The organism is Desulfovibrio biadhensis, assembly GCF_055388615.1.
In genome coordinates, this window is record NZ_AP042477.1 from 1310382 (window position 1) to 1331524 (window position 21143).

Genomic DNA, 21143 nt, shown 5'->3' on the forward strand with positions numbered 1-21143 from the left:
ACCGTCCTGAGGGGAAGTCTGAAAAATGCACGACGGGAGCTGTCTCATGGATCTCCGCCTTCGGCGGCGAAAGCACCCGGCCTCGTGCGCCCTGCCTGCGTTACTGCTGGCACTCTTGATCCTGTTGCCCACTCTTCTTTACGCCGCTCCCGACATTTCCTCCACTCCCCCGCCACCGCCCCCTGAATTTCTGCAACTTGTTTCCAGATTTTCCACCGTCGGCAGTGAGCAGGGCCTGCCCTCTGACACCGTACTTAGCCTATTACAGGGGGCTCAGGGATTCATGTGGGTAGGCACACCAAGTGGACTTGCCCGCTGGAATGGATACGAAGCCAGGGTATGGCGGCGCTCCTCCCCTATTGCTGGAGGAGGGCTGGCTGGCGATACCGTCGCGGCGCTGGCGCAAGATGCTGCTGGCGCCATTTGGATGGCCAATCCCGAAGGAAGCCTTACTCGTTTCGAACCCGACGCAGAGGCGTTTACCCACTTCGCGATTCCCGCAGCCCAGGGCAAGGAGCAGACCCTCCATTGCCTGCTGGCCGACGATAACGGATATATTTGGACAGGCGGCCTGGAAACAGGCCTGGTACGTCTGCAGCCGCTGACGGGAGAGACCCGGACAATAGCGTTTCCCGTGCCAGGCAAGGATACCCCCGTCCCGGCGACAGTATGGTCAATAGACAAGGACGCAGAGGGCAAACTGTGGCTTGGCACCTCGCAGGGCGTGTACAGCCTGGCTCCTGACCAGCAGGATGAATTAAAGCCGGTGCGCCATGACGCAGCCTATGATGGCCCTGTGAAAAGATGCCTGGTCCGCGCTGCTCCTGACGGCGTTATATGGATTGCCGGGCACTTCCTGACCCGGTACGACCCAAAGCAGAACACCACCCAAAAATTCACCATTGCCAACGCTCCCCTGGCGTCAATCAGCCTGGACAACACCGGCAATGTCTGGCTGGGCAGTCCCAACGGGGTTTACCTTTTTGACGCAAAAGCGCAGCGCGTCATCCGCTATTTCTCCAATGCCAGGCGCCATGGTCCAATACTGGCATCTGGACCGCGGGGCGATCACGTCACCGCCATCACCCAGGATGCAGCCGGCGCCATCTGGTGCGGCACCAACAATGCCGGTGTACAGATTTTCGACCCCAGGCAGGAACAGTTCGCAATCTACGCTTTCTTCAGCAACGCAATCCCTGTCACTAACCGCAATGCGGTTCGGGCCATAGCAGGTGGCCAATCCCCCCGCATCTGGCTGGCGCGTGACGGAGCATTCTCCAGCTTGAACCTGGAAACAGGCATGGTGGAGGACCGATTGCCACGGAGCATGGCCTTTCTGCCCTACAAGGTAGAAGCAATTTACGTGGATGATTCCGGCACCATATGGGGGGGCGCTCGTGGCTATCTCATCAAACACTCCCCAGCAGAGCAAACCTCAAAAGCCTTTGCCCTGGAGCCGGAAAGCCAAGACCAGCAGCGCCCCGTGATTACGTCCATAGCAAAGGCGGCAAAGAAAACGCTGGCAATCGCAACCGCAAGCCAGGATGTTTTTTTCTTTCACACGGAGCAGGAACGTTTCAGCATACCGCCCAAAAGTCCTTTGGCAGTCGCCCTGGCGAATGACGATCGCGGCGCATTATGGGCAGGGGGGCGCGACATCATCTCACGCTTGGGGCATTCCGGCTTGTGGACTCTTTTCCCTGTTCCAGGATCAAGCATTCAGGCCCTCATGATTTCACGTGACCACAAAATCCAGGCAGGCAGCAACATCGGCCTGGTAACCCTCGATCCGGCCACAGGCCTTGTACACCATAGCGCTCCCGCCACTAATATCCTCGCCTTGCAGGAGGACGGCCAGGGCAGATTCTGGTTCGCCACAGGCAAAGGGCTCATGCGATTTACACCCGAAACGGGAAAGCTGCGGCAATACGATGCTGGCGATGGCTTGCCACGCCTTAGATTTCTTCCCCGTGCTTCCTGGCAGGCCAAGGACGGACGCATCTATTTTGGTACAGAAGAAGGGCTCTTGGCGTTTTATCCGGATGCGGTCAAAGACAGCACCTTCAGCCCTCCTGTGACCATCTCCCGGATACTGCTGGACAACACCCGACTCCAGCCAGGAGAGAACACTCTCCCGACCAGGCCTGTGTGGGATACAAAAACCCTGACACTCAAGCACGGGTGGAAAAGCCTGTCCCTGGAATTTGCAGCTTTGGACTATATTGCCCCGGAGACAATACGCTACAGATACATGCTGGAAGGGCTGACCCCAAAATGGGTGGAAACAGAAGCTGGCGTTCGCAACGCAACCTTCACCACACTGCCTGCGGGCGAGTACCGCTTCCGCGTGCAGGCCAAAAGTGGGGGAACGTGGGGCACTAGCGAAGCAAACCTGCAGCTCGCCGTGCTGCCTCCGTGGTGGGGAACGGTCTGGTTCCGCGTATCCACGGTTGCATTGCTGCTTTTCATTGCATGGAGTCTGTACCGGATACGCATTGGCGCCATACGCCGCCGCAACACGGTTCTCGAAGGGCTGGTCCAGGAGCGCACCAGCGAACTGAACGATACAAACCGCGAGCTAGAACAGGCCAAGATTGCAGCAGAAAGCGCCAACCGCGCCAAAAGCATCTTCCTTGCGAACATGAGCCACGAACTGCGTACGCCGCTCAACGCGATCCTTGGTTTTTCCCAAATCATGGGGCGCAACAAAAAGCTGCCCCCTGAAGAAAAAGAAAATCTGGACGTGATCATGCGCAGCGGCGATCACCTGCTTTCGCTCATCAACCAGGTGCTCGACCTTTCTAAAATTGAAGCCGAACGGATGGCGCTGAACCTGCGCGATCTGGACCTGCATCAGATGCTCGACGATCTGGTGGACATCTTTGCAGACCAGGCCGCCACCAAGGAACTTTCCTTGGAGACAAGCTGGTCGGAAAACCTGCCGCGCCATATCCGTGTTGATGATGTCAAACTGCGCCAGGTGCTCATTAATCTGCTTTCCAACGCGCTCAAATTCACCAGCCAGGGCAGTGTCATCCTGCGTGTGGAGCGGCGTGAAACAACGACAAGCGGTGACTTCACCCTGTTCTTTGCCGTCAGCGACACGGGCGCCGGCATTGATACAGAAGAGCTGGACAAGGTGTTCGAACTCTTTGGGCAAACCGAATCCGGAAAAAACGCCTCCCAGGGCACAGGGTTGGGATTGCCCCTCAGCCGCCGCCTGGTGCAACTCATGGGCGGCGACATCACCATCAGCAGCGAGAAAGGGTGCGGCGCCACCTTCTCTTTCGCCATTCCCGTACAGGAGGCGCACTCTCCCCTGACGGCAACCCTTGCCAACCACCGTCGTGTCATTTCCCTAGCACAGGGGCTGCCAGCCTACCGCATTCTGGTGGCTGACGACAACGAAGAAAACCGTACACTAATCCACAAACTGCTCACCCCCATGGGATTCAGCGTACGGAGCGCCATAGATGGCGAGGAAACCCTGCGCCTGTGGCAGGAATGGCAGCCGGAATTAATACTTATGGACATGCGCATGCCTGGCATGGACGGCTATGAGGCCACCCGTACCATCAGAAAATCAGACGGAGTACAGCCCCGCATTGTGGCGTTCACCGCCAGCAGCTTCCAGAGAGAGCGCGAAAACGCCCTGGATGCCGGGTGCGATGACTATCTGCGCAAACCCATGGACGAGGCGCTGCTCTTCGATATTTTGGGACGCCAGCTCGATGCTGTTTTTGAATACGAGGAACCGCAATCAGAGCGCAAAGCCGACAGCAACTCCATAACGCCCAGCGATACGCATGCGCTTGCCGCAGGCCTAGCAACTCTCCCGGAAAACCTCCGGCAGGAGCTGCAAACCGCAGCGGAAGAGGTGGACATGGAAGCCTGCCTCCAGGTAATTGCCAGCGTGCGGCATAGTCATCCTGAACTGGCCACGGGTTTGACCAGGCTTGTGGAGCGATACCGTTTCGATGTGGTTCAGGAAATCCTTGAAAGCCGCTGACATAAAGAGTTAACACACCATGCAGGACATCTTCACCTCGGGCAGTGATATCGTCATTGTTGACGATGAAGCCAACAACCTCAGCGTGCTCAAGGGCATTCTCGAGAATCGCGGCCACCACATCCGGCCAGCGCTCTCTGGTGAACTGGCCCTGAAGGCCATACGCCGGCGCTCGCCCGACCTCGTGTTGCTGGACATTTTAATGCCGGGGGCGGATGGCTACGAGATTTGCGCCGAACTCAAGGCAGCCCCTGCCACACGGGACATCCCCATCCTTTTCATCAGCGCTCTTTCCGAAACCCAGGACAAGGTCAAGGCTTTTGAATCCGGCGGGCTGGATTACATTTCCAAACCATTCCGGGCGGAAGAAGTGGTGGCGCGTGTAGAAGCCCACCTGGGCCTGCGCAGGATGAGCAAAGCCCTTGCCGAGCAGAACGAACTGCTGCGGCTGGAAATTGAAGAGCGGAAAAAAGCCCAAAACGCCCTGGCCATGGCCAACCGTGAATTGGAAAAGCTCGCCCACCTGGATGGCCTGACCATGGTGCGAACCGGCGTTTTTTTGAGCAGACCCTGGCAACGGAGTGGCAGCGGGCGCAGCGCAATGCCGCGCCCTTGGCGTTGCTACTGGCGGACATAGACTTTTTTAAGCGCTACAATGACACATACGGCCACCTCGCCGGCGACAGCTGCCTCTGCAGCGTGGCGCAGGCCATACAGCAGCGCCTTGAGCGTCCCGGCGACCTGGTCGCGCGCTACGGGGGCGAAGAATTTGCCGTTATTCTGCCAGATACCGATATAAAAGGCGCGCTGCATATTGCAGAGAACCTGCTCCAGGCAATTCGAGACATGGCCCACCCCCATAAGAGTTCAGACGCGGCGTCCATCGTCACCTTGAGCCTTGGCGCAACCGCCATACACCCTACTGAAGAAGCATCCGCCGTGGACCTTATAGCTCTCGCTGACAAAGGCCTCTACCTTGCCAAGGAGAGTGGCCGTAACAAAGTTGAAAGCGCTTGAACCCCCTGCCGCCAGCTGATTGAATCCCCAGAGCCCTGTTCGGGGCGCGCCCTTGCCATCAAATATCCTGTTCATAAACCTGCTTATACCCGCGACAGTAGCGCCAAACGGCATCTATTGTCGCACTTTTGTCGGGTATTTTTGCTAATACTGTATAATTTCAAGTTTCAACGGGTTTATTTTACACAAAGGGAGCATGAATGGTATGTACAAGGTTCACGGTTCATGGAGATGTGCGATACATCCGAAAACTGTTTTTTGCCGGGAGTTGCAGCCCTATTTTGTGTCTGCACCCTTGGCAGGATTCATCCGCTCCAGAGCACGAACAAGAATGGCACTTTTTTAAACCCACCTGCCCAGGCCCCCCATGCCCATACCCTGGCAGGGAAAGACTAGCCGAGGAGCCGCTGTGAGCAATCACGACAAAAAAGACAATAATACCAGTATTTCGTTGCAAGACCCCGCAGCAGAAAACTCCGGAGGGTCTTCTCCTGAGCAGAACGGCAATGCCCCCCAGGAAGGAAATGAGGAAGGGTTTTTTCACCTTGATGTACACCCCTGGGTATTTTTCTGTTCTGCAGGGCTGATCATTTTTTTCGTGATCGCCACCATCCTTTTTCAGCATTACCTGGGCAATGTTTTTCAGACGCTGCAAAGCGCCATGTCCACCTATGCAGGGTGGTTTTTCATCGCGACCATGAACATCGTGCTATTGTTTGTTCTGTTGCTGATTGTCAGTCGATTTGGCGACATACGCCTGGGAGGGCCGGACGCTGCTCCAGAGTTTTCCACCATGGGGTGGTTTGCCATGCTGTTTTCGGCAGGCATGGGCATTGGCCTGCTGTTTTACGGGGTGGCCGAACCCATGTTCCACTACGTGGCAAACCCGCTCACAGAACCCGGCACCACGGAAGCAGCGCGCAAGGCCATGGACATTACCTTTCTGCACTGGGGGCTGCACCCGTGGGCGGTCTACACCATCGTGGCCCTATCCCTAGGATTCTTTTCCTTTAACAAGGGACTGCCCCTTTCCATCCGCACGGCGTTTTACCCTGTATTCGGAGAGGGCATATACGGCTGGAAGGGCAACATCATCGACATCATGGCCACAGTGGCCACGCTCTTTGGTGTGGCAACCTCTCTTGGCCTTGGCGTCCAGCAGGTCAACGCAGGGCTCGATCATCTTTGGGGTATAGGGCAGTCCACCACCATACAGGTTCTGCTCATCGGCGGCATCACGGCCGTGGCTACCTGGAGCGTGGTCAAAGGTCTGGACAAAGGCATCCGCCGGTTGAGTGAAATCAACATCACCCTGGCCGGCCTGCTGGCCCTGTTCGTACTCCTTTTGGGGCCAACCCTTTTCATCCTCAACGCCACCCTAGAAAACATCGGCTACTACATCCAGTTCCTGCCGCAGCTTTCCACCTGGAACGAGACCTACGAACACACGCAATGGCAGCATGGCTGGACAATTTTTTATTGGGCCTGGTGGATAGCCTGGTCCCCTTTTGTGGGCATGTTCATAGCCCGGGTCTCTTTTGGCCGGACCATCAGGGAGTTCATCCTGGGCGTTCTTCTGGTCCCCACCCTGATAACCTTCCTCTGGATCACGATTTTCGGCAACACTGCCCTGAACATCGAGATGTTTGGCGGCGGCGGCATAGCCACCGCAGTACAGGAGAACATCCCTGTTTCGCTCTTCGTATTGCTGGAAAACTTCCCATTGAGCACCGTTACCTGCCTTCTTGGGGTAATCGTGGTCATCACCTTTTTTGTCACATCTTCAGACTCCGGCTCCATGGTTATCGACATAATAACCTCTGGCGGCAATCCCAATCCGCCCGTATTGTCCCGGCTTTTCTGGGCTCTGCTCGAAGGCGCAGTGGCTGCGGCATTGTTGATAGGAGGGGGGCTGGCCGCACTGCAAACGGCAACAATCACAACGGGGTTACCCTTTGCCGCCATCCTGCTGGGCATGTGCTACTCCCTGTACAAGGGGCTCAGACAGTACACCAGCCCGCAGGAATTCTCTCTGGGCACTACCACCAAAACATCCACGTTTCGTGTGAAAAGAAAACCTGACCTGAACAAGACTTTCGGCAGGCGCAAACTTTGGTAATGCCAGCCCACTGCAAGCAATCACCAAGGAGGAGCACCCATGTTCTCCAAGCCTAACAATCATGATCCGCACCAATCCAGGCGTATTGTGGCTCTTGTCATTGCGCTTCTGCTATGCGCTTTTTGCCTTGCGCCTGCCGCCAGGACACAGGCGCAGGAGCCTGTGAAAATCGCCTATGTGGAGTGGTCATCCGCCATTGCCAGTTGCAATCTGATCAAGGTGGTCCTTGAAGAAAAGCTCAAGCAGCCCTGCGAACTGGTGCTGGTCGACGCAGAAGAAATGTGGCGCATGGTCGCCACGGGCGAGGTGGACGCCATGCTTTCCGCCTGGCTGCCCTCTACTCACGAAGGCTACTACAAGACATACGGTGACAAACTTGTTGACTTGGGGCCCAACCTGGAAGGCACCAAGATCGGCCTTGTGGTGCCAAAAGTCACGGCAGGGCGTTTATCCGCAGGCACCGGGTTGCGCAATCGCCCCTATCTGACGACAGAAAGCATACCCCAGCTTGCTGCGGACGCGGCCAAGTACAAACACCGTATCATCGGCATCGACCCTGGCGCAGGCGTCATGCTCAAGACGCGCAAGGCAATGGACGTTTATGGCTTGCAGGACGACTTCCGGCTCATTACGGGGAGCGAGATATCCATGGTTGCAGAATTGAGCCACGCCATCCGCCAACAGCGCTGGATAGTCGTCACCGGCTGGAAACCCCACTGGATTTTCTCCCGTTGGGAGCTGGAATTTTTGGACGACCCGAAAAATGTCTTTGGCAATGGAGGCCACATCAGCACCATGGTTCGCAAAGGGCTGCAGCAGGACAGGCCTGACGTCTACGCCCTTTTGGACAACTTCCACTGGACGCCAGAAGAAATGGGGCAGCTCATGCTCTGGATTCAGGACGACAAGGGCATGTTCCCTTATGAAAAGGCGCAACGCTGGATACGCTCTCACCAGGAGCGTGTGGCTTCCTGGCTGCCCTGAACAGAAATCAACCGGAGATATACATGCTTCAAGAAGTCTACATACGTTACCGCTACGGGTGCATGAAGCTGTTCACAATTGATGAACAAAATGCCCTTATCTTTCTCGGCACGACGTTTCTCATTCATTCCAGCGGCTATTTGCTGACCGCCGCGCATGTGCTTTCCCGGCATGAACGCCTGATGGTGGTGCCCATACCGCCGGACGAAGACGACTTCACGCCTTTGAGCAGCGATACGCTCCAGGCCATTCCCGTCCACGTGGCAGCCATGGACAAGGAGCGCGACGTGGCCCTGCTGGCCTTTGACGAACCCATTGAAGCCACCATGCCCGACCATGTCGTTGGGGCTCCGGACCAGATTGTCGTGGGGCATGGCGTTGCCTGCCTCGGCTTTGGATTCGGCTTCCAATGCGTTTACAACCAGTTGTTGCAACAGGCCATCATCTGCTCGAAAATCCGCTCCACCAATGACACCAACATCTTTCTTTTTGATTCCCGCGTGCATGACGGCAGCCGCGGCGGACCGCTGGTTAGCATGGACGACCACCGTGTCATAGGCATCGTCTCCGGCCGTTTCGATCCTTTGGAGGCATCCCCCGCCACCAACGACTCCGGCATGCACACCAGCTTTTCCTACGCTGTGTCCATTGAATACGCCCTGCCCCTTATGGAGCAACAAGGGCTGGAGATCATCTGATTGTAGGAAACGCCAAGAAAGCGCCGATTCACGCATCCTGCAAAAGATTCGCACAGACATCCCTGCCGCTGAATTGGGCGGCAGGGTTGCCTTTACGCAAGTGATCATAAAGCGCAAGCAATCTGCATAAGCTGGTTTCCTGTGAAAAACGGCTGCGCATGCGCTCCCTTCTGGCTTTGGCCGCGTCCTCTCCTTCGTTCAGCTCCATAATGGCGCGCAGGGCTTCAGCCAGATCCTCCGGCTCTTCGCTTGCCGCCATTATCAACGGATCTTCCCCTTGAAGAGTAAGGTCCATGCCGCCTCCTTGCACCCCGAGCACGCGTGTGCCACAGGCCTGGGCCTCTACCGCTACAAGACCGAAAGTCTCCAGGGTGCCGGCATGGACAAACAGATCGGCCGCGGAATAATAGCGCGCCAACGCGCTCTTTTCCGCCACATATCCCTTACGGGTAACATCTCCCCGCGCCCCGGCGGCTTCATCCACCAGCTCCGCCAATTCGCCTTCGCCTATGCAAAGCAGATGCAGTTTACGCGTCTCATGCTGCACCAGCTCCATCATCTCCAGAAGCTGCGGCAGATTTTTCATACCGGCGAAACGCCCCACATAAAGAAGCAGCATGGTGTCTTCGGCTAAGCCCAGTTCCTGGAAAACCTGCTCTCTTGCACCATTTATGGGGCGGAACACTTGCGTATCCGTGCCCAGTGGCGATTCCACAACGTTTTTCACGCCAAACGACTGCAAAAGTTCTCTGAAATCGTTTGTAGCCGTGATTACTGCATGCATTTTTCCGAAAAGACTGCGCAAATAGGCCTGAAACAACGGTGAAAGCACCCTGTCAAAAGGGCGCAGACGCTCCAGTTTGCTCATCCCGTCCAGCTTGCTTCCCAGAGCCCGCGGAAAATCGGAGTGATAGAACGCCACACTCGCAACCCCTTGTTCGTCTGCAGCGTCCGCAGCCGCCCAGGCATGAAGCAAGGGCGAATCCACCTCCACCACGTCCGGCCCGTACTCCCAAATGATGTCTCTGATCTTATCCATGCGCACCGGCAGACGATACCCCTTTGAAAAGGGAATCCGGGGCGATGCAACCGAAACAACCCTGCTTTTGAACAGGGCTTGCTCCTCGTCCTTTGCCCCTGGAACAATCAAAAGATGCTGAATGTTCTTGAATTGTGCGTAAAATCGCATTTTGTCATGCAGGTAACGCTTCACGCCGCCACTCTGGGGAGCATAAGCCTGCACCACATCACACAGGCGTAGCTCAGGGGCCTGGACCATTTCCACCTGCTGTTCTTTTTGCTTCATACTATTGGCTCCAGTTTCCACTCTCTGGTCGCGTCGCCTGTCGCCACACGCACACGAGCGTAGCCTGGAACCGCAATCACAAGCTGCGGTTTCCCTTCGCGCCATGCGGCTTCCAGCGTAAGATATGCAGCGCCGTCTTTTCGCTCACAAAACACAGAAACAGGCCCCCATGATGTTTGTGTGGGGCCAAGGGAGACCGCCCCCTTTTCGAGCCAGCGGGGCAGGATGCCCCCGCCTAAAACCAGCATATCCCCTTCTTCCCGCACAAAGAGATTGCGCATCAAAAGCGCCCACTCTGCTGCAGCCCAGCCGTGCTGCCCGTCGCCCATGCATCCCCCCCCTGAAAAAGGGTGCACGGCTTCTGGCCAATGGCCTGTGGGGGAGGCCATGGAAGCCAGGGCGTCGATAATCCCGCCAAAGCGGAGATCCCCCTTGCGGAGCAGGGTTTGGGCAATGGCGCAGGTAAGGTAGCAATTGACCCCGGAATGGACCATATCCTGGAAAAAGCCGCCCTTGAAAAAGCAATGCTCGAGCAGAAACTCCAGGGTGCCATGGATGCGCGGATCATCCGCAGCAACAAGGGCAAGGGGGTAATCCGCAACCATGGAGCCGATAGCCCCCGCATCCATACGCCGGTAGGGGGAGGCGGGAATTGCCCCTCCTGCCATGGCCCGGGGTATCGCCGCTATGCTGGAATCCACGGCCCTGGTGAAGTCGCTTGCTTCAGCCTCCCATGCTTCCGCCTGGCTCTTATCCCCCCATCTGCGTTCCAGCCGCGTCAGAGCCTGCAACCCGGCGATGCCCCAGTAATCATCCCAGTAGTAATAATCATTGGGGCCCAAGTGTTCCGCACTGAAACCAGCCGGAAAGAGTCCGTTGTGCCGTTCACCCTGGGCGTTTGTTACGCGCTTTTCCTGTATCCAACGCGCTCCTTTACGCAGGGCGCGCAGCCATGCAGCGTCGGGCTGTTCACCTGTCATGGCGCAGTAGCGTTCATACAGCCAGAGCACCTGCCCGTTGGAATCCCACTCACCTTCCTGAGAGCGGAAATAACCATTACTTTTTTGCAGATTGACAAAGTTATCGAGATGCGGACGCACCCTGCGCCCTAATCCCATCAGAATAAGTGCGTTGCTCATAAGAACGGCGTCCCGGAACCAGAAACGCCGGTAATTGAACGGGCCGGGTACTATTTCGTATGCGGAAAGCTGCACCAGCGTGGTTACGGCGCTTGAAAACAGTTGCCGCAAACGAGGATCGGGCACATCGAGCCTGCAAACGCCCGACAAGGCCTCCCGCCATCCAGTGCTTTGCACCCGCGCTTCTGGGTACTGGCGCTTGAGTTCCCGCCCCAGGGGGACACGCAGCGATACGGTGCGCTCTTCCCCTGGTTCCAGCCGGTACCGCGCCGCCGAAGTGGCCATGCCCACGCGACACCGGACCGCATCACCTGCAGCATCCTCCCTGTCAGCAGACAGCAGCTTGTGCAGCACGTCGCCGGCCTCGAAATTCGAAAACAAGACATCATGGGGCGCCGTATCGAGACGTATCCTGTCCTCGCCATTGACGCACCATGTTGCGGCATCCTTGTCCCATTCAATGGTTTCTATGAATTGCACCCCTTCAGGATTATAGGGGCGCACAGAAATTGCCAACCAGCCGCCTTGCGGCGCATACGCAGTGGCGGCGCACTGCAAAACAGGCTCGCCCTCTTCCATTGCCATGGCGGCTTCGGTTTGCAACCGCATTTCCTTGGCCGAGGTTCTGGTTACAAGCCGCAAGGTGTCCGCATCGCCTGCCGTTTCCCAGGCATACTTTTGGGAGACATCGCTTTCAGGAGCCGTAAGGGTAGCAGGTAAAAGACGCGCCCCATCATCCCCCAGAATCCAGAAGTCGATTGACCACCCGTCATACAGCGGCGTCACCAGCCCCCGCGGCGCAACCAGCGGATACAGCGGCAGGTCAGGCAGCCCCACTGCGGTCCAGTTGCGGTGTGTAAGGTTGACATGGGTAAAGGAATAGGCCCTGGGTATGAAGGACATATCGGCAGGGTCGAATTGCCGGTGCACCCAGTAGGGCCACACCCAGTCCAGGTTGAACTGAATGGCCCTTGTATTCACGAGCCCCCGCGCCTGGAAAAGGATGCCCGCGCGCAGCAGTTCAATGGGCTCCTTGACTTCCGATGGCTTCGAAAAACTGCGAATGCGCCCCAAAACTTCAAGGGGGTCAATGATACCGTAGCGTTTCGCGGCCATGCGAAAAATCCATTTCATGGGCAATAATCGCCAAAGCATGGAACGAGACTCCTTTTCGTTTTGCCTTAGGAGAACGAAACATTCTCTCGATTACTGCCCTTACAGCACAAAAAGTCCTGCAGCAGGTGACATCCAAGTGAACTAAACGGGTATTCTGAAGGTAGGCAAATAAAACTGCAGTACATCGCAGAAGACAAGATGCTGCATGTTGAAATCCCCCGGAGCTATCTTTCCAGCAGGGCGTCCAACCGCTTGAAGCAGGCGTTCAGGCTACGGCGGTGCCGCCAAATGGTACGCCAGGGGTCGCCCCTTCTTTCCAGCCGATCACGCACAGAGCGCACCCCTACATCCTGCGGCCCGAGTGCGCCGTTTTCCACCTCCCTCCAGGAGACGGGGGCGGAAACAGGGGCGCCAGGCTTGGCGCGCAACGTATAGGGCGCTGCCATGTGCTGGCCATAGGCATTGCGCATCACATCCAGATAAAGCCGCCCCTTGCGCTTGTCCTTGCGCTGCTCCAGGGTATAGCTGTCGGGCTTTCGCCTTACGAGCACCAAAGCCGCCTCCCGGCAGAATTCACGCACCGCGTCGAAATCCTTTTGCGGTTTCAGAGGCGCCACCACATGCAATCCTCTGGAACCAGTCGTTTTGACGAAGCACGCCAATCCCAGTTCGTCGAGCAATTCCCGTACGTCCAGAGCAGCAGCGCGCACCATAGCGAAGTTCTTGTCCGGTTCTTTGTTTTTATCGCCAGGGGGGTCCAGATCGAAGACCAGGCAATCGGGCTGGTTCAAGACGCCTTGCTGGGCGAGCCAGATGTGAAAGACAAGGGCGCCTTTGCTGGCCAGATAGGCAAGATCCGCGGCCCGCTGCGCCATGGGGTGCTCGATGGAAGTACCATCAGCCTTTTCTGCCGCCACACGGCCCAACCATGGCGGAAAATAATCCTGGGCTTCCTGCATGTAGAAACCACCCCCTGCTATTCCGTCCGGAAAACGCTGTACGGTCAAGGGGCGTTTTGCAATATGGCGCAGCATGACGGGGGATATGTCGGCGTAATACGCCACCACCTCTTCCTTGGTTATGCCCGAGCGTTTGCCCTGGGCAGGGTAATAGATCTTGTCGCCATGCTCGTATGTCACCGTATACGGCCCAAACTGTCGCTTTGCCATTGCGGTTCCTTTGCGGTCATCCTTCCCGGACAACATCTTCCGGATTCTTGTCCCGACGCAAGCCAAGATAACGAGGGTGGCGCAGTTTGGCCGCCTGCCCCTTGGGCGCGGTCCACTCTGTGAAAGCAACCTCACATACCATTTCCGGTGCTATCCAGGTCACTTCTTTTTCAGAGACGGCTTCATCTTCTTGCCAGACAAAAGGAGGGGCGTCCTGAATCATGCCACGCATTTTCTCATGTAATGAACTAAGGGTAGCTTCATCGAATCCAGTTCCTACTCTGCCTGCATAGCGCAGTGTATCGCCGCCCGGATGTTCATAATATCCTACCAAAAGCGCTCCAAAGCCATCCCGCTTGCCATGCGGCTCGGTAAACCCGCCGATGACAAGTTCCTGCCGCGCCGAACACTTCAGCTTCAGCCACGAACGGGAGCGACTGGAAGCATAAGCCGCCTTGCGATCCTTGGCGATCACTCCTTCCCATCCTTTACGGCAGGCTTCTTGATAAAATACGCCCCCGTCTTCATTTCTATGTTGCGTATAGCGAATGGGGTCAGTGAAATGCAGCGATTTTCTCAGCCTGGCTTTACGCTTTTCCAAAGGAAGACTTGTTATATCCTTTCCTTCATGCTCCAGGATGTCGAAGACATAGAATTTAACCGCGATTCCGGACTCCCGCGCCGCTTCTGGATCATTGATTTGCATACGCCCCTGTAATCTGGAAAAACTGGTGACACTCCCCTTAAAAGCAACAATCTCGCCATCAGCAACAAAGGATTCCGTCTTTTGCTCTGTAAAGGCGTCCACTAGTTCGGGATACGTTGCGTTCAGTAACTTGCCGTTACGCGAATACAGGGCCACGTCGCTGCCCAGCTTCACTGCCAAGCAGCGTTCTCCGTCCAATTTCCTTTCGAATATCCAACCTGGGGCGGAAAATTCTTCATGCTCCAACGTGGCCAGCATGACGTCATATCGCTTTACGGGAACAGCCATTCCATGAGTCCTCCATAGCTACGCTGTTTATTGAAAGCATACCCTGCCGCCCATTCTCTGCAACGACCATGAGACCTTTTCCCCCATGGCTCCCCGAAAAACACCTGTTGCACTTCATTTGCCCTGCGCTAGGGTGTAAACTGCTGCTTGATTGCCTTGTTAGTTCAAACGTTTCAAATTTCAGGACGTGCCTTATGTACATGCTCATCATCCTCGTTGCCCTTGCCATAGCAATCATGTTCATCGCACAGGGGCTGCAACGTAAATCAAAAGGGCGCATACTTCTGGGGGGTGGCGTAGCCCTGCTTGTGCTGGGCATGGTCCTTTTCATGGAGATACGCATCGAGGACCTGTGGTTTCAGGGACTCGGCCTGCGCTCCAGATATTGGACCGAACTGCTGACACGTCTTGCCCTGTTTGGCGGGGGGGCTGTTATTTTCGGCAGCACGCTCTATTTCCTGCTCCATCCGCTCACTGCCGGATCCAGAGGTCTTGGAAAGCCCACACGATACGCAAGATTGGGTGCGAGCATCTTTGCCGGGCTCATCTGCGGTCTGATGCTTTCCGGTAGCTGGCAGGACGTCTTGCGCCTGGTGTACGCCCCTTCTGCTGGCGTCAAAGACCCAGCCCTTGGGCTTGATGTCGGCTTTTATCTGTTTACCCTGCCAGTGCTGGAGCTTTTGCAGGACCTGCTGCTGATTATTGTGCTCACCGGCTTTGGCGTGACGTTTCTGGCCGGGGTGATGGGCTTTTCGGGTTCTGACACAGAAGGACTGGGGCGAGATTTCGCGCAGGCCGACAGCCCTTTGGAAGTGCTGCAGCTCATCACCAGCCGCCCCTTTGGCCTGTACGCGCCTTTGCTGGTCTTTGCTCTGCTTTCACTTGCCTTTTTGCAACTGCTTGAGATGCCACGGCTGCTGTTCTCCTCCTTCGGCGTGGTCCAGGGGCCAGGGTGGACGGATATGCACGTCTTTTTACCCGGCCGCATCATTCTTGCGGTGTTGTTGCTTTTTGCCGCTTTGGTATGCGGTACTCCCTCGTTACGCACAAAAATGGGCAACCTGGCAAAACGCACCATGCCCTTGCGCCCTTTGCGCTCAACAGTGGGAATGCTTGCAGCCATTCTGGCTCTGGCCTGGTTTGTGCTTTTCGGCGCCCTGCCAACCCTTACGCAGTGGCTGTTGGTAAAGCCAAACGAAATTACCTACGAAAAGCCGTACATAGCCAACAGCATCGCAATGACGCGCCAGGCCTTCAACCTGGACAAGGTCGAGGAGCGCAGATTTCCCCAGACCGGCGCGTTCAACCACCAGTTGGTTGCCAACAACCAGAAGCTTTTCGATAATATCAGACTATGGGACTGGCGCGCCCTGGAGGCCGTCTTCAAACAATTCCAGGAGATACGCCTCTATTACCAGTTTGAGGATGTGGACGTGGACCGCTATCACATTGACGGGCTTTATCGTCAGGTGATGATTTCTGCCCGAGAAATGAATGTGGACAATCTGCCAGCCCAAAGCGCCACCTTTGTGAACGAACGCTTCAAATACACACACGGGTACGGCGCCGTCCTGACGGAAGTCAGCAAGTTCACCGAGCAGGGGCTGCCGGACCTGCTGGTCAAGGACCTGCCCCCGCAGTCTGCGTATGACTCATTAAAGATCGACCAACCTTCCATTTACTATGGTGAGCTGACGGGCTCCTTTGCTGTGGTCAATTCCAAGGAATCCGAGCTCAATTACCCCAGCGGCGAAGATAATGTTTACGTTCATTACGACGGCACAGGCGGCGTGCCCATGGCCAGCTTTTGGCGCAAATTCCTTTTTGGCTGGAAATACGGGGGCACCAGCCTGTTCATGTCGGACTACCCCCGCGAAGGTACGCGCATTCAGTTCCGCCGCCAGATCAGGGAGCGTGTCCAACGGGTTGCACCGTTTCTGGATTTTGATGCCGACCCCTATGTGGTCATAGCTGACGGCAAGCTCTACTGGATCATCGATGCCTATACCAGCAGCGGCTATTACCCGTACAGCGAGAGCTTCCGGCAAAGCGGCCTTTCTCGGCGCGTCATGTCCATGAAATCCGCAACCAGAGGAGGGCGCATCCTGAGAACTGTTGGCGATGACAACGTCAACTACGTGCGCAACTCCGTCAAAGTCGTTGTGGACGCCTACAATGGCGATGTGGATATGTATGTCTTTGACAAGGAAGACCCCATCGTGCGCGCCTGGCAGCGTGCGTTTCCAAATATGCTGCGTCCCCGCTCCGAAATGGATGCCGCCCTTGAGAGCCACATCCGCTATCCGGCGGACATGCTGGAACTCCAGGGGCTTGTGTACTCCAAGTATCACATGACCGACCCGTCGGTTTTCTACAATCAGGAAGACCTCTGGGTGCGCGCAACGGAAAAGTATTACAACAACATCATCCCGGTATCCCCCTACTATGTAATGTGGGAGCCCCCCGAAAGCGACCAGATGGAGTACGTGCTGATTCTGCCGTTCACGCCCAAGAATCGGCAGGTGCTCATCGGCTGGATGGCAGGCATGTGCGACGCCGAGAACTATGGCCGGTTGCTGGCCTATAAGTTCCCCAAAGAGAAACGGGTGCTGGGGCCGCAGCAGGTGGAAACCAAAATAGACCAGAACAGTTACCTTTCCGGTCAATTGACCCTCTGGGATCAGCGGGGTTCAAACGTCATACGCGGCAATGTGCTGGCTATACCCGTGGAAGAGACCCTGGTCTATGTGGAGCCCATTTACCTGCAGGCCGAAACCGCGGCCTACCCTGAGCTGCGTATGGTCGTCATGATGCACGAAGACACGCTCAGCTACGCAGCTACCTTTGAGGAAGCTCTTAAAGGGCTCCTGGGCGAAGCGCCAGCCCGGCTACCTGCCATGACGCCAGGCGAGGCAGGCACCTTGTCCATGAACGCCCTTATCAAACAGGCCGCCGATGCCTTTGACACGGCCATGAAGAGCTTTGGTGAAAAATCCTTTGCCGAGGCGCAGCAAGCCTTGCAAACCCTTTCTGAGAGCCTGTCACGGCTGCAGGAACTCGCCGCTCCTGACGAAGACAACGCAACCAAGACCCAAAACGGACAGGAGACACAAGAGTGAGCCCTGAAACCCTGGAAGAATACAAAAAGAAACGCGACTTCAGTAAAACCAGTGAGCCCAGCGACAAAGAGGGCGCGTCATCCGGGAAAAATGGAGACCGTCCTGTTTTTGTCATCCAAAAGCACGACGCCTCTACCCTGCATTACGACTTCCGTCTGGAAGTGGACGGCGTACTGCGATCCTGGGCCGTGCCCAAGGGCCCTTCAACAGATCCGCGGGAAAAAAGGCTTGCGATCCCCACTGAAGACCACCCCCTTGCCTATGCGGATTTCGAAGGCACCATTCCAGAGGGGGAATACGGAGGCGGTACGGTCATGGTTTGGGACAAGGGGAGCTACCGAAACCTGGCCGAGGAGGAAAAGGGCAAGAGCATGCAGGAATCCCTCAAAGATGGCCACGTTCTGGTCTGGCTTGAAGGGGAGAAGATCTCTGGGGGGTACGCGCTGATCCGTACCGGGAAAAAAGACCAAAAAGATGCCCGCTGGCTGCTGGTCAAAATGGACGACGACGCTGCCGACGCCCGCCGCAATCCCGTAAGTACGCAACCGGATTCCGTTGTAAGCGGGATGAGCATGGACGAAATCGCCGAAGAAGCTGCAAGTTCGTAAAGAAAGGATAAGATCAACTGACATATGCAATGAATGTGCGGGGCGGTAACAAATCCACCCCGCACACTCCGGTTTCACACACAGACATCATTTACGTTCAGCTCCGACGCCGACTGTCCCTTCGTTTACAGCGTCCAGAAGGATCCTGTCTGGCGTGAATATCAGCTCCTTCTCCTGACCGCTTCCATCAAGCACGAATTCACCTACGCCATGCAGAGTAAGGTTTTCGCACCCTTCAATAGAATTTTTGATGACTTCGTAAAAAGCGTCAACCACCGTTTCGGCTTTGGCGTCGTCACCAATCACGCCGGGCATGCTGTCCAGTAGGGCATTCTTCATGGTTGTATTATCAGGCATGGTCCATTCTCCTTGTATTTTATGCTGGTTTGTAGTGTTCACCCGGCTCAGACATTTGTTCTGCAACTGCTGGCCAAATCCTTCAGTCGACCATCAGGATTGAACTTTACTATCCTGTAGTGCTCGGAGCCTGGGCTTTCTTGCCCTTTCTTGTACTTCACGGAAAAAGCACCAAGCCCGGCCAGCTCCATGGAGTCAGCGTTTTTCAGTGCTTTTGGTATGGTGGAGATAAGCACATCCACTGCCATTTCTGCGTCCGATTCACTCAGTCCAGTTTTCTGCTGCACCTCATTCACAAATTTCCGCGTATCGTCGGCCATTTCTTTTCTGACAACTGCCTTTCTCATTTTGAAACCTCCTTTTTGTATTTCTACTTTCTTTTACCATTATTTGTATTGTTGTGTAGCATGTGAAGACTTATTCAATTCATATGCCCGACATATACCCGTTATTCGGCCATAAAAATATGTAGCTACTTCATTATGCCGGTTGATTAAGTTATGTTATTTATATGTATAACATACTTTACTTCACGATTGTCACAATAACACAGTAAGCTACATCCACCTTACTCGACAATATTACCAACTTAAAATGCTCATTCTTTGCTTTATTACTTTCAAAAGTCAGTATTGTTTCGCGGGTGGCTCGTATAGTATACTGAAGGTATTCTCCAGATTTTGAAAACCACACCTTTTTGGTCCAACCAAAATTTCAATTAAGACGTAAAATCTTAATTTCCTTTATTGACAGCCACCTTATTCAGGCATATTGGTCCAACCAATATCCTTGACGCAGGTGAGGTAATTTTATGTCGCGGCTTGAAAGCATCGTATCGGGTATTCGTGAGCTGGTTGTCAGCCAAGGGCTTGCTCCTGGAGACAGGCTACCCCCTGAACGCGTGTTGGCGGAGAGATTCGGTGTTTCGCGCAACAGCGTTCGCGAATCCCTGCGTATTCTCATTGAAGCGGGAGCGCTTGAGAGTCGGCGCGGGTCTGGCACCTACCTGCTGGTTGGTGCAGATGCGTTAACGCTTCAGGATACGACTAAACTGCAACACAAGCTTGAACAGCAGCTTTCCCGCAAGCATCGTCGACTCAAGGATATCTTTGCTTTCCGGCGGATAATAGAGCCAGGCATGGCGGCCCTTGCCGCTGCAAACGCAACCCCCAGGGATGTGGAGCGGCTGAAGGCCATTGTCTATGACCAGCAACGCGCCCTTGCAGGCAGTGGAGCGCAGGGGGAGCAGCACTCCGGTAACGAGTTGGATACAGCCTTTCACCTGGAACTGGCGCGTGTTTCTCGCAATGAAGTGCTTTTGGAAGTCTTCAGCGCTCTGGAAAACGTTTTTACAGAAAGCCGTGAACGCGAAGCCCAATCATCAGCCAGGCGCGCCTACTCACCAGATGGGCATTTTTCCATCATTCAGGCCATTGAAGAGAAGGACCCCGAGCGTTGTCACCAGGCAATGGAAGACCACATCCATGAAGCTGAGCGGCTGGCCTTGGAGGCCGAGACAACAAAGAATAGCAAAGGCAAGGGCAAAGCGCCCCACCATAAACTGTAAAGGAGTATTTTCCCGTGGCTACCACTTTTCTAATCTATGCCCTGGCCGGTATCGTTGGCGGGCTGTTGGCAGGCCTGTTCGGCATCGGCGGCGGTTTGATCATCGTGCCGATGCTTGTTTTCTGCTTCCAATTCCAGGGTATCTCTCCCGACGTGATCATGCACCTGGCACTGGGCACGTCGCTTGCGACCATCATTTTCACCGCCATATCCAGCAGCCTTTCGCACCACAAGCGGGGCGCCGTGGACTGGACCGTGCTCAAACGCATCGTCTTCGGCATCCTCACCGGCACTTACCTGGGTTCCTACTTTGCCTCGCTTATGAACACCTCACTGCTCAAAGGCATTTTCGTGGTCTTCCTGTATTACGTCTGCTTCCAGATGTTTTTGAACAAAAAACCCAAACCCTCGCGCGAGCTGCCGGGCGCTGTCGGCATGTTCTCTGCGGGCAACGTCATCGGCATCATATCCAGCCTTGTCGGTATCGGCGGGGGCACTGTCTCCGTTCCATTCCTGGTCTGGCACAACATGCCCCTGCATAAGGCTATCGGTACGGCCTCGGCCATTGGCTTCCCAATCGCCATTGCCGGCGCTGTCGGGTACATGGTCAACGGTTGGAGCGATCCTGACCTGCCCTCCATGGCCTTGGGCTATGTCTACCTGCCTGCGCTCATCGGCATTGTCTGTTTGAGCGTGCTCACCGCCCCCATTGGCGCAAAGCTGGCCCACAGCCTGCCCACCGCAAAGCTCAAACGCTTCTTTGCCGTGCTGCTGCTCATAGTGGCCACCAAAATGCTCATTGGATTGTTCTGATAAGATGACATGACGAGGGGGGAGCTGTTTGCAAGCAATTCCTCCCTCGTTCTTGTACTTCATGAAATTTTGATAGTTATTTCACGCGTGCTTTAACTTTTCTTCAGCAGCATACAACGCACCGGAAGA

16 protein-coding genes are annotated in these 21143 nt (G+C 55.6%); 10 read left to right on the top strand and 6 right to left on the bottom strand.

The window, feature by feature from the left end; translation table 11 throughout:
• Positions 1-46: 46 nt before the first annotated feature.
• From ACZ5EH_RS05725 to ACZ5EH_RS05750, 6 genes are all read left to right on the top strand, one after another.
• Positions 47-4009, top strand: coding sequence for a hybrid sensor histidine kinase/response regulator (locus ACZ5EH_RS05725; RefSeq protein WP_464277170.1), 3963 nt, complete (start codon positions 47-49; stop codon positions 4007-4009).
• Positions 4010-4028: 19 nt separating this feature from the next.
• A complete protein-coding gene (locus ACZ5EH_RS05730) occupies positions 4029-4646 on the top strand; it encodes a response regulator (RefSeq protein ID WP_464277171.1) in 618 nt (205 codons plus the stop codon).
• Positions 4580-5026 (top strand): diguanylate cyclase, encoded by a 447-nt coding sequence (locus ACZ5EH_RS05735; RefSeq protein ID WP_464278266.1) that lies wholly within the window; start codon positions 4580-4582, stop codon positions 5024-5026. Before ACZ5EH_RS05730 ends, ACZ5EH_RS05735 begins: the two co-directional genes overlap by 67 nt.
• Positions 5027-5435: 409 nt before the next feature.
• On the top strand, positions 5436-7145 hold the full coding sequence (locus ACZ5EH_RS05740; RefSeq protein ID WP_464277172.1) for a BCCT family transporter: 1710 nt from the start codon (positions 5436-5438) through the stop codon (positions 7143-7145).
• Positions 7146-7184: 39 nt separating this feature from the next.
• Complete coding sequence (locus tag ACZ5EH_RS05745) at positions 7185-8129, top strand: glycine betaine ABC transporter substrate-binding protein (protein ID WP_464277173.1); 945 nt, start codon at positions 7185-7187, stop codon at positions 8127-8129.
• Between the two features lie 23 nt (positions 8130-8152).
• Positions 8153-8827, top strand: coding sequence for a S1 family peptidase (locus ACZ5EH_RS05750; protein WP_464277174.1), 675 nt, complete (start codon positions 8153-8155; stop codon positions 8825-8827).
• Between the two features lie 28 nt (positions 8828-8855).
• On the opposite strand, the gene ACZ5EH_RS05755 is transcribed toward ACZ5EH_RS05750, so the two are convergent.
• The 4 genes from ACZ5EH_RS05755 to ligD (ACZ5EH_RS05770) all read right to left on the bottom strand — a co-directional run bounded on the left by ACZ5EH_RS05755 (position 8856) and on the right by ligD (ACZ5EH_RS05770) (position 14551).
• The gene (locus ACZ5EH_RS05755; protein WP_464277175.1) at positions 8856-10133 is read right to left on the bottom strand and encodes a glycosyltransferase; all 1278 of its coding nucleotides are present in this window, start codon (positions 10131-10133) and stop codon (positions 8856-8858) included.
• Positions 10130-12427, bottom strand: coding sequence for a hypothetical protein (locus tag ACZ5EH_RS05760; RefSeq protein WP_464277176.1), 2298 nt, complete (start codon positions 12425-12427; stop codon positions 10130-10132). Before ACZ5EH_RS05760 ends, ACZ5EH_RS05755 begins: the two co-directional genes overlap by 4 nt.
• Positions 12428-12612: 185 nt before the next feature.
• Positions 12613-13557 carry a non-homologous end-joining DNA ligase gene (gene ligD / locus ACZ5EH_RS05765; RefSeq protein ID WP_464277177.1) on the bottom strand — a complete coding sequence of 315 codons (945 nt, stop codon included), beginning with the start codon at positions 13555-13557 and terminating at the stop codon, positions 12613-12615.
• A 16-nt stretch (positions 13558-13573) separates the two neighbouring features.
• On the bottom strand, positions 13574-14551 hold the full coding sequence (gene ligD, locus ACZ5EH_RS05770; RefSeq protein ID WP_464277178.1) for a non-homologous end-joining DNA ligase: 978 nt from the start codon (positions 14549-14551) through the stop codon (positions 13574-13576).
• A gap of 194 nt (positions 14552-14745) precedes the next feature.
• Between ligD (ACZ5EH_RS05770) and ACZ5EH_RS05775 the strand changes: the two genes are divergently transcribed.
• Positions 14746-17670, top strand: coding sequence for a UPF0182 family protein (locus tag ACZ5EH_RS05775; protein WP_464277179.1), 2925 nt, complete (start codon positions 14746-14748; stop codon positions 17668-17670).
• On the top strand, positions 17667-18278 hold the full coding sequence (locus ACZ5EH_RS05780; protein ID WP_464277180.1) for a DNA polymerase ligase N-terminal domain-containing protein: 612 nt from the start codon (positions 17667-17669) through the stop codon (positions 18276-18278). Before ACZ5EH_RS05775 ends, ACZ5EH_RS05780 begins: the two co-directional genes overlap by 4 nt.
• Before the next feature lie 87 nt (positions 18279-18365).
• Here ACZ5EH_RS05780 and ACZ5EH_RS05785 read toward each other — a convergent pair whose 3' ends face one another.
• Both ACZ5EH_RS05785 and ACZ5EH_RS05790 read right to left on the bottom strand, forming a co-directional pair.
• A complete protein-coding gene (locus ACZ5EH_RS05785) occupies positions 18366-18635 on the bottom strand; it encodes an HU family DNA-binding protein (RefSeq protein WP_464277181.1) in 270 nt (89 codons plus the stop codon).
• A gap of 47 nt (positions 18636-18682) precedes the next feature.
• A complete protein-coding gene (locus ACZ5EH_RS05790) occupies positions 18683-18982 on the bottom strand; it encodes an HU family DNA-binding protein (protein ID WP_464277182.1) in 300 nt (99 codons plus the stop codon).
• Between the two features lie 464 nt (positions 18983-19446).
• Here ACZ5EH_RS05790 and ACZ5EH_RS05795 point away from each other — a divergent pair, with 464 nt between their 5' ends.
• The gene (locus ACZ5EH_RS05795; RefSeq protein ID WP_464277183.1) at positions 19447-20202 is read left to right on the top strand and encodes a FadR/GntR family transcriptional regulator; all 756 of its coding nucleotides are present in this window, start codon (positions 19447-19449) and stop codon (positions 20200-20202) included.
• A gap of 14 nt (positions 20203-20216) precedes the next feature.
• Positions 20217-21014, top strand: a complete 798-nt coding sequence (locus ACZ5EH_RS05800) for a sulfite exporter TauE/SafE family protein (RefSeq protein ID WP_464277184.1) — start codon at positions 20217-20219, stop codon at positions 21012-21014.
• Positions 21015-21143 lie beyond the last annotated feature (129 nt).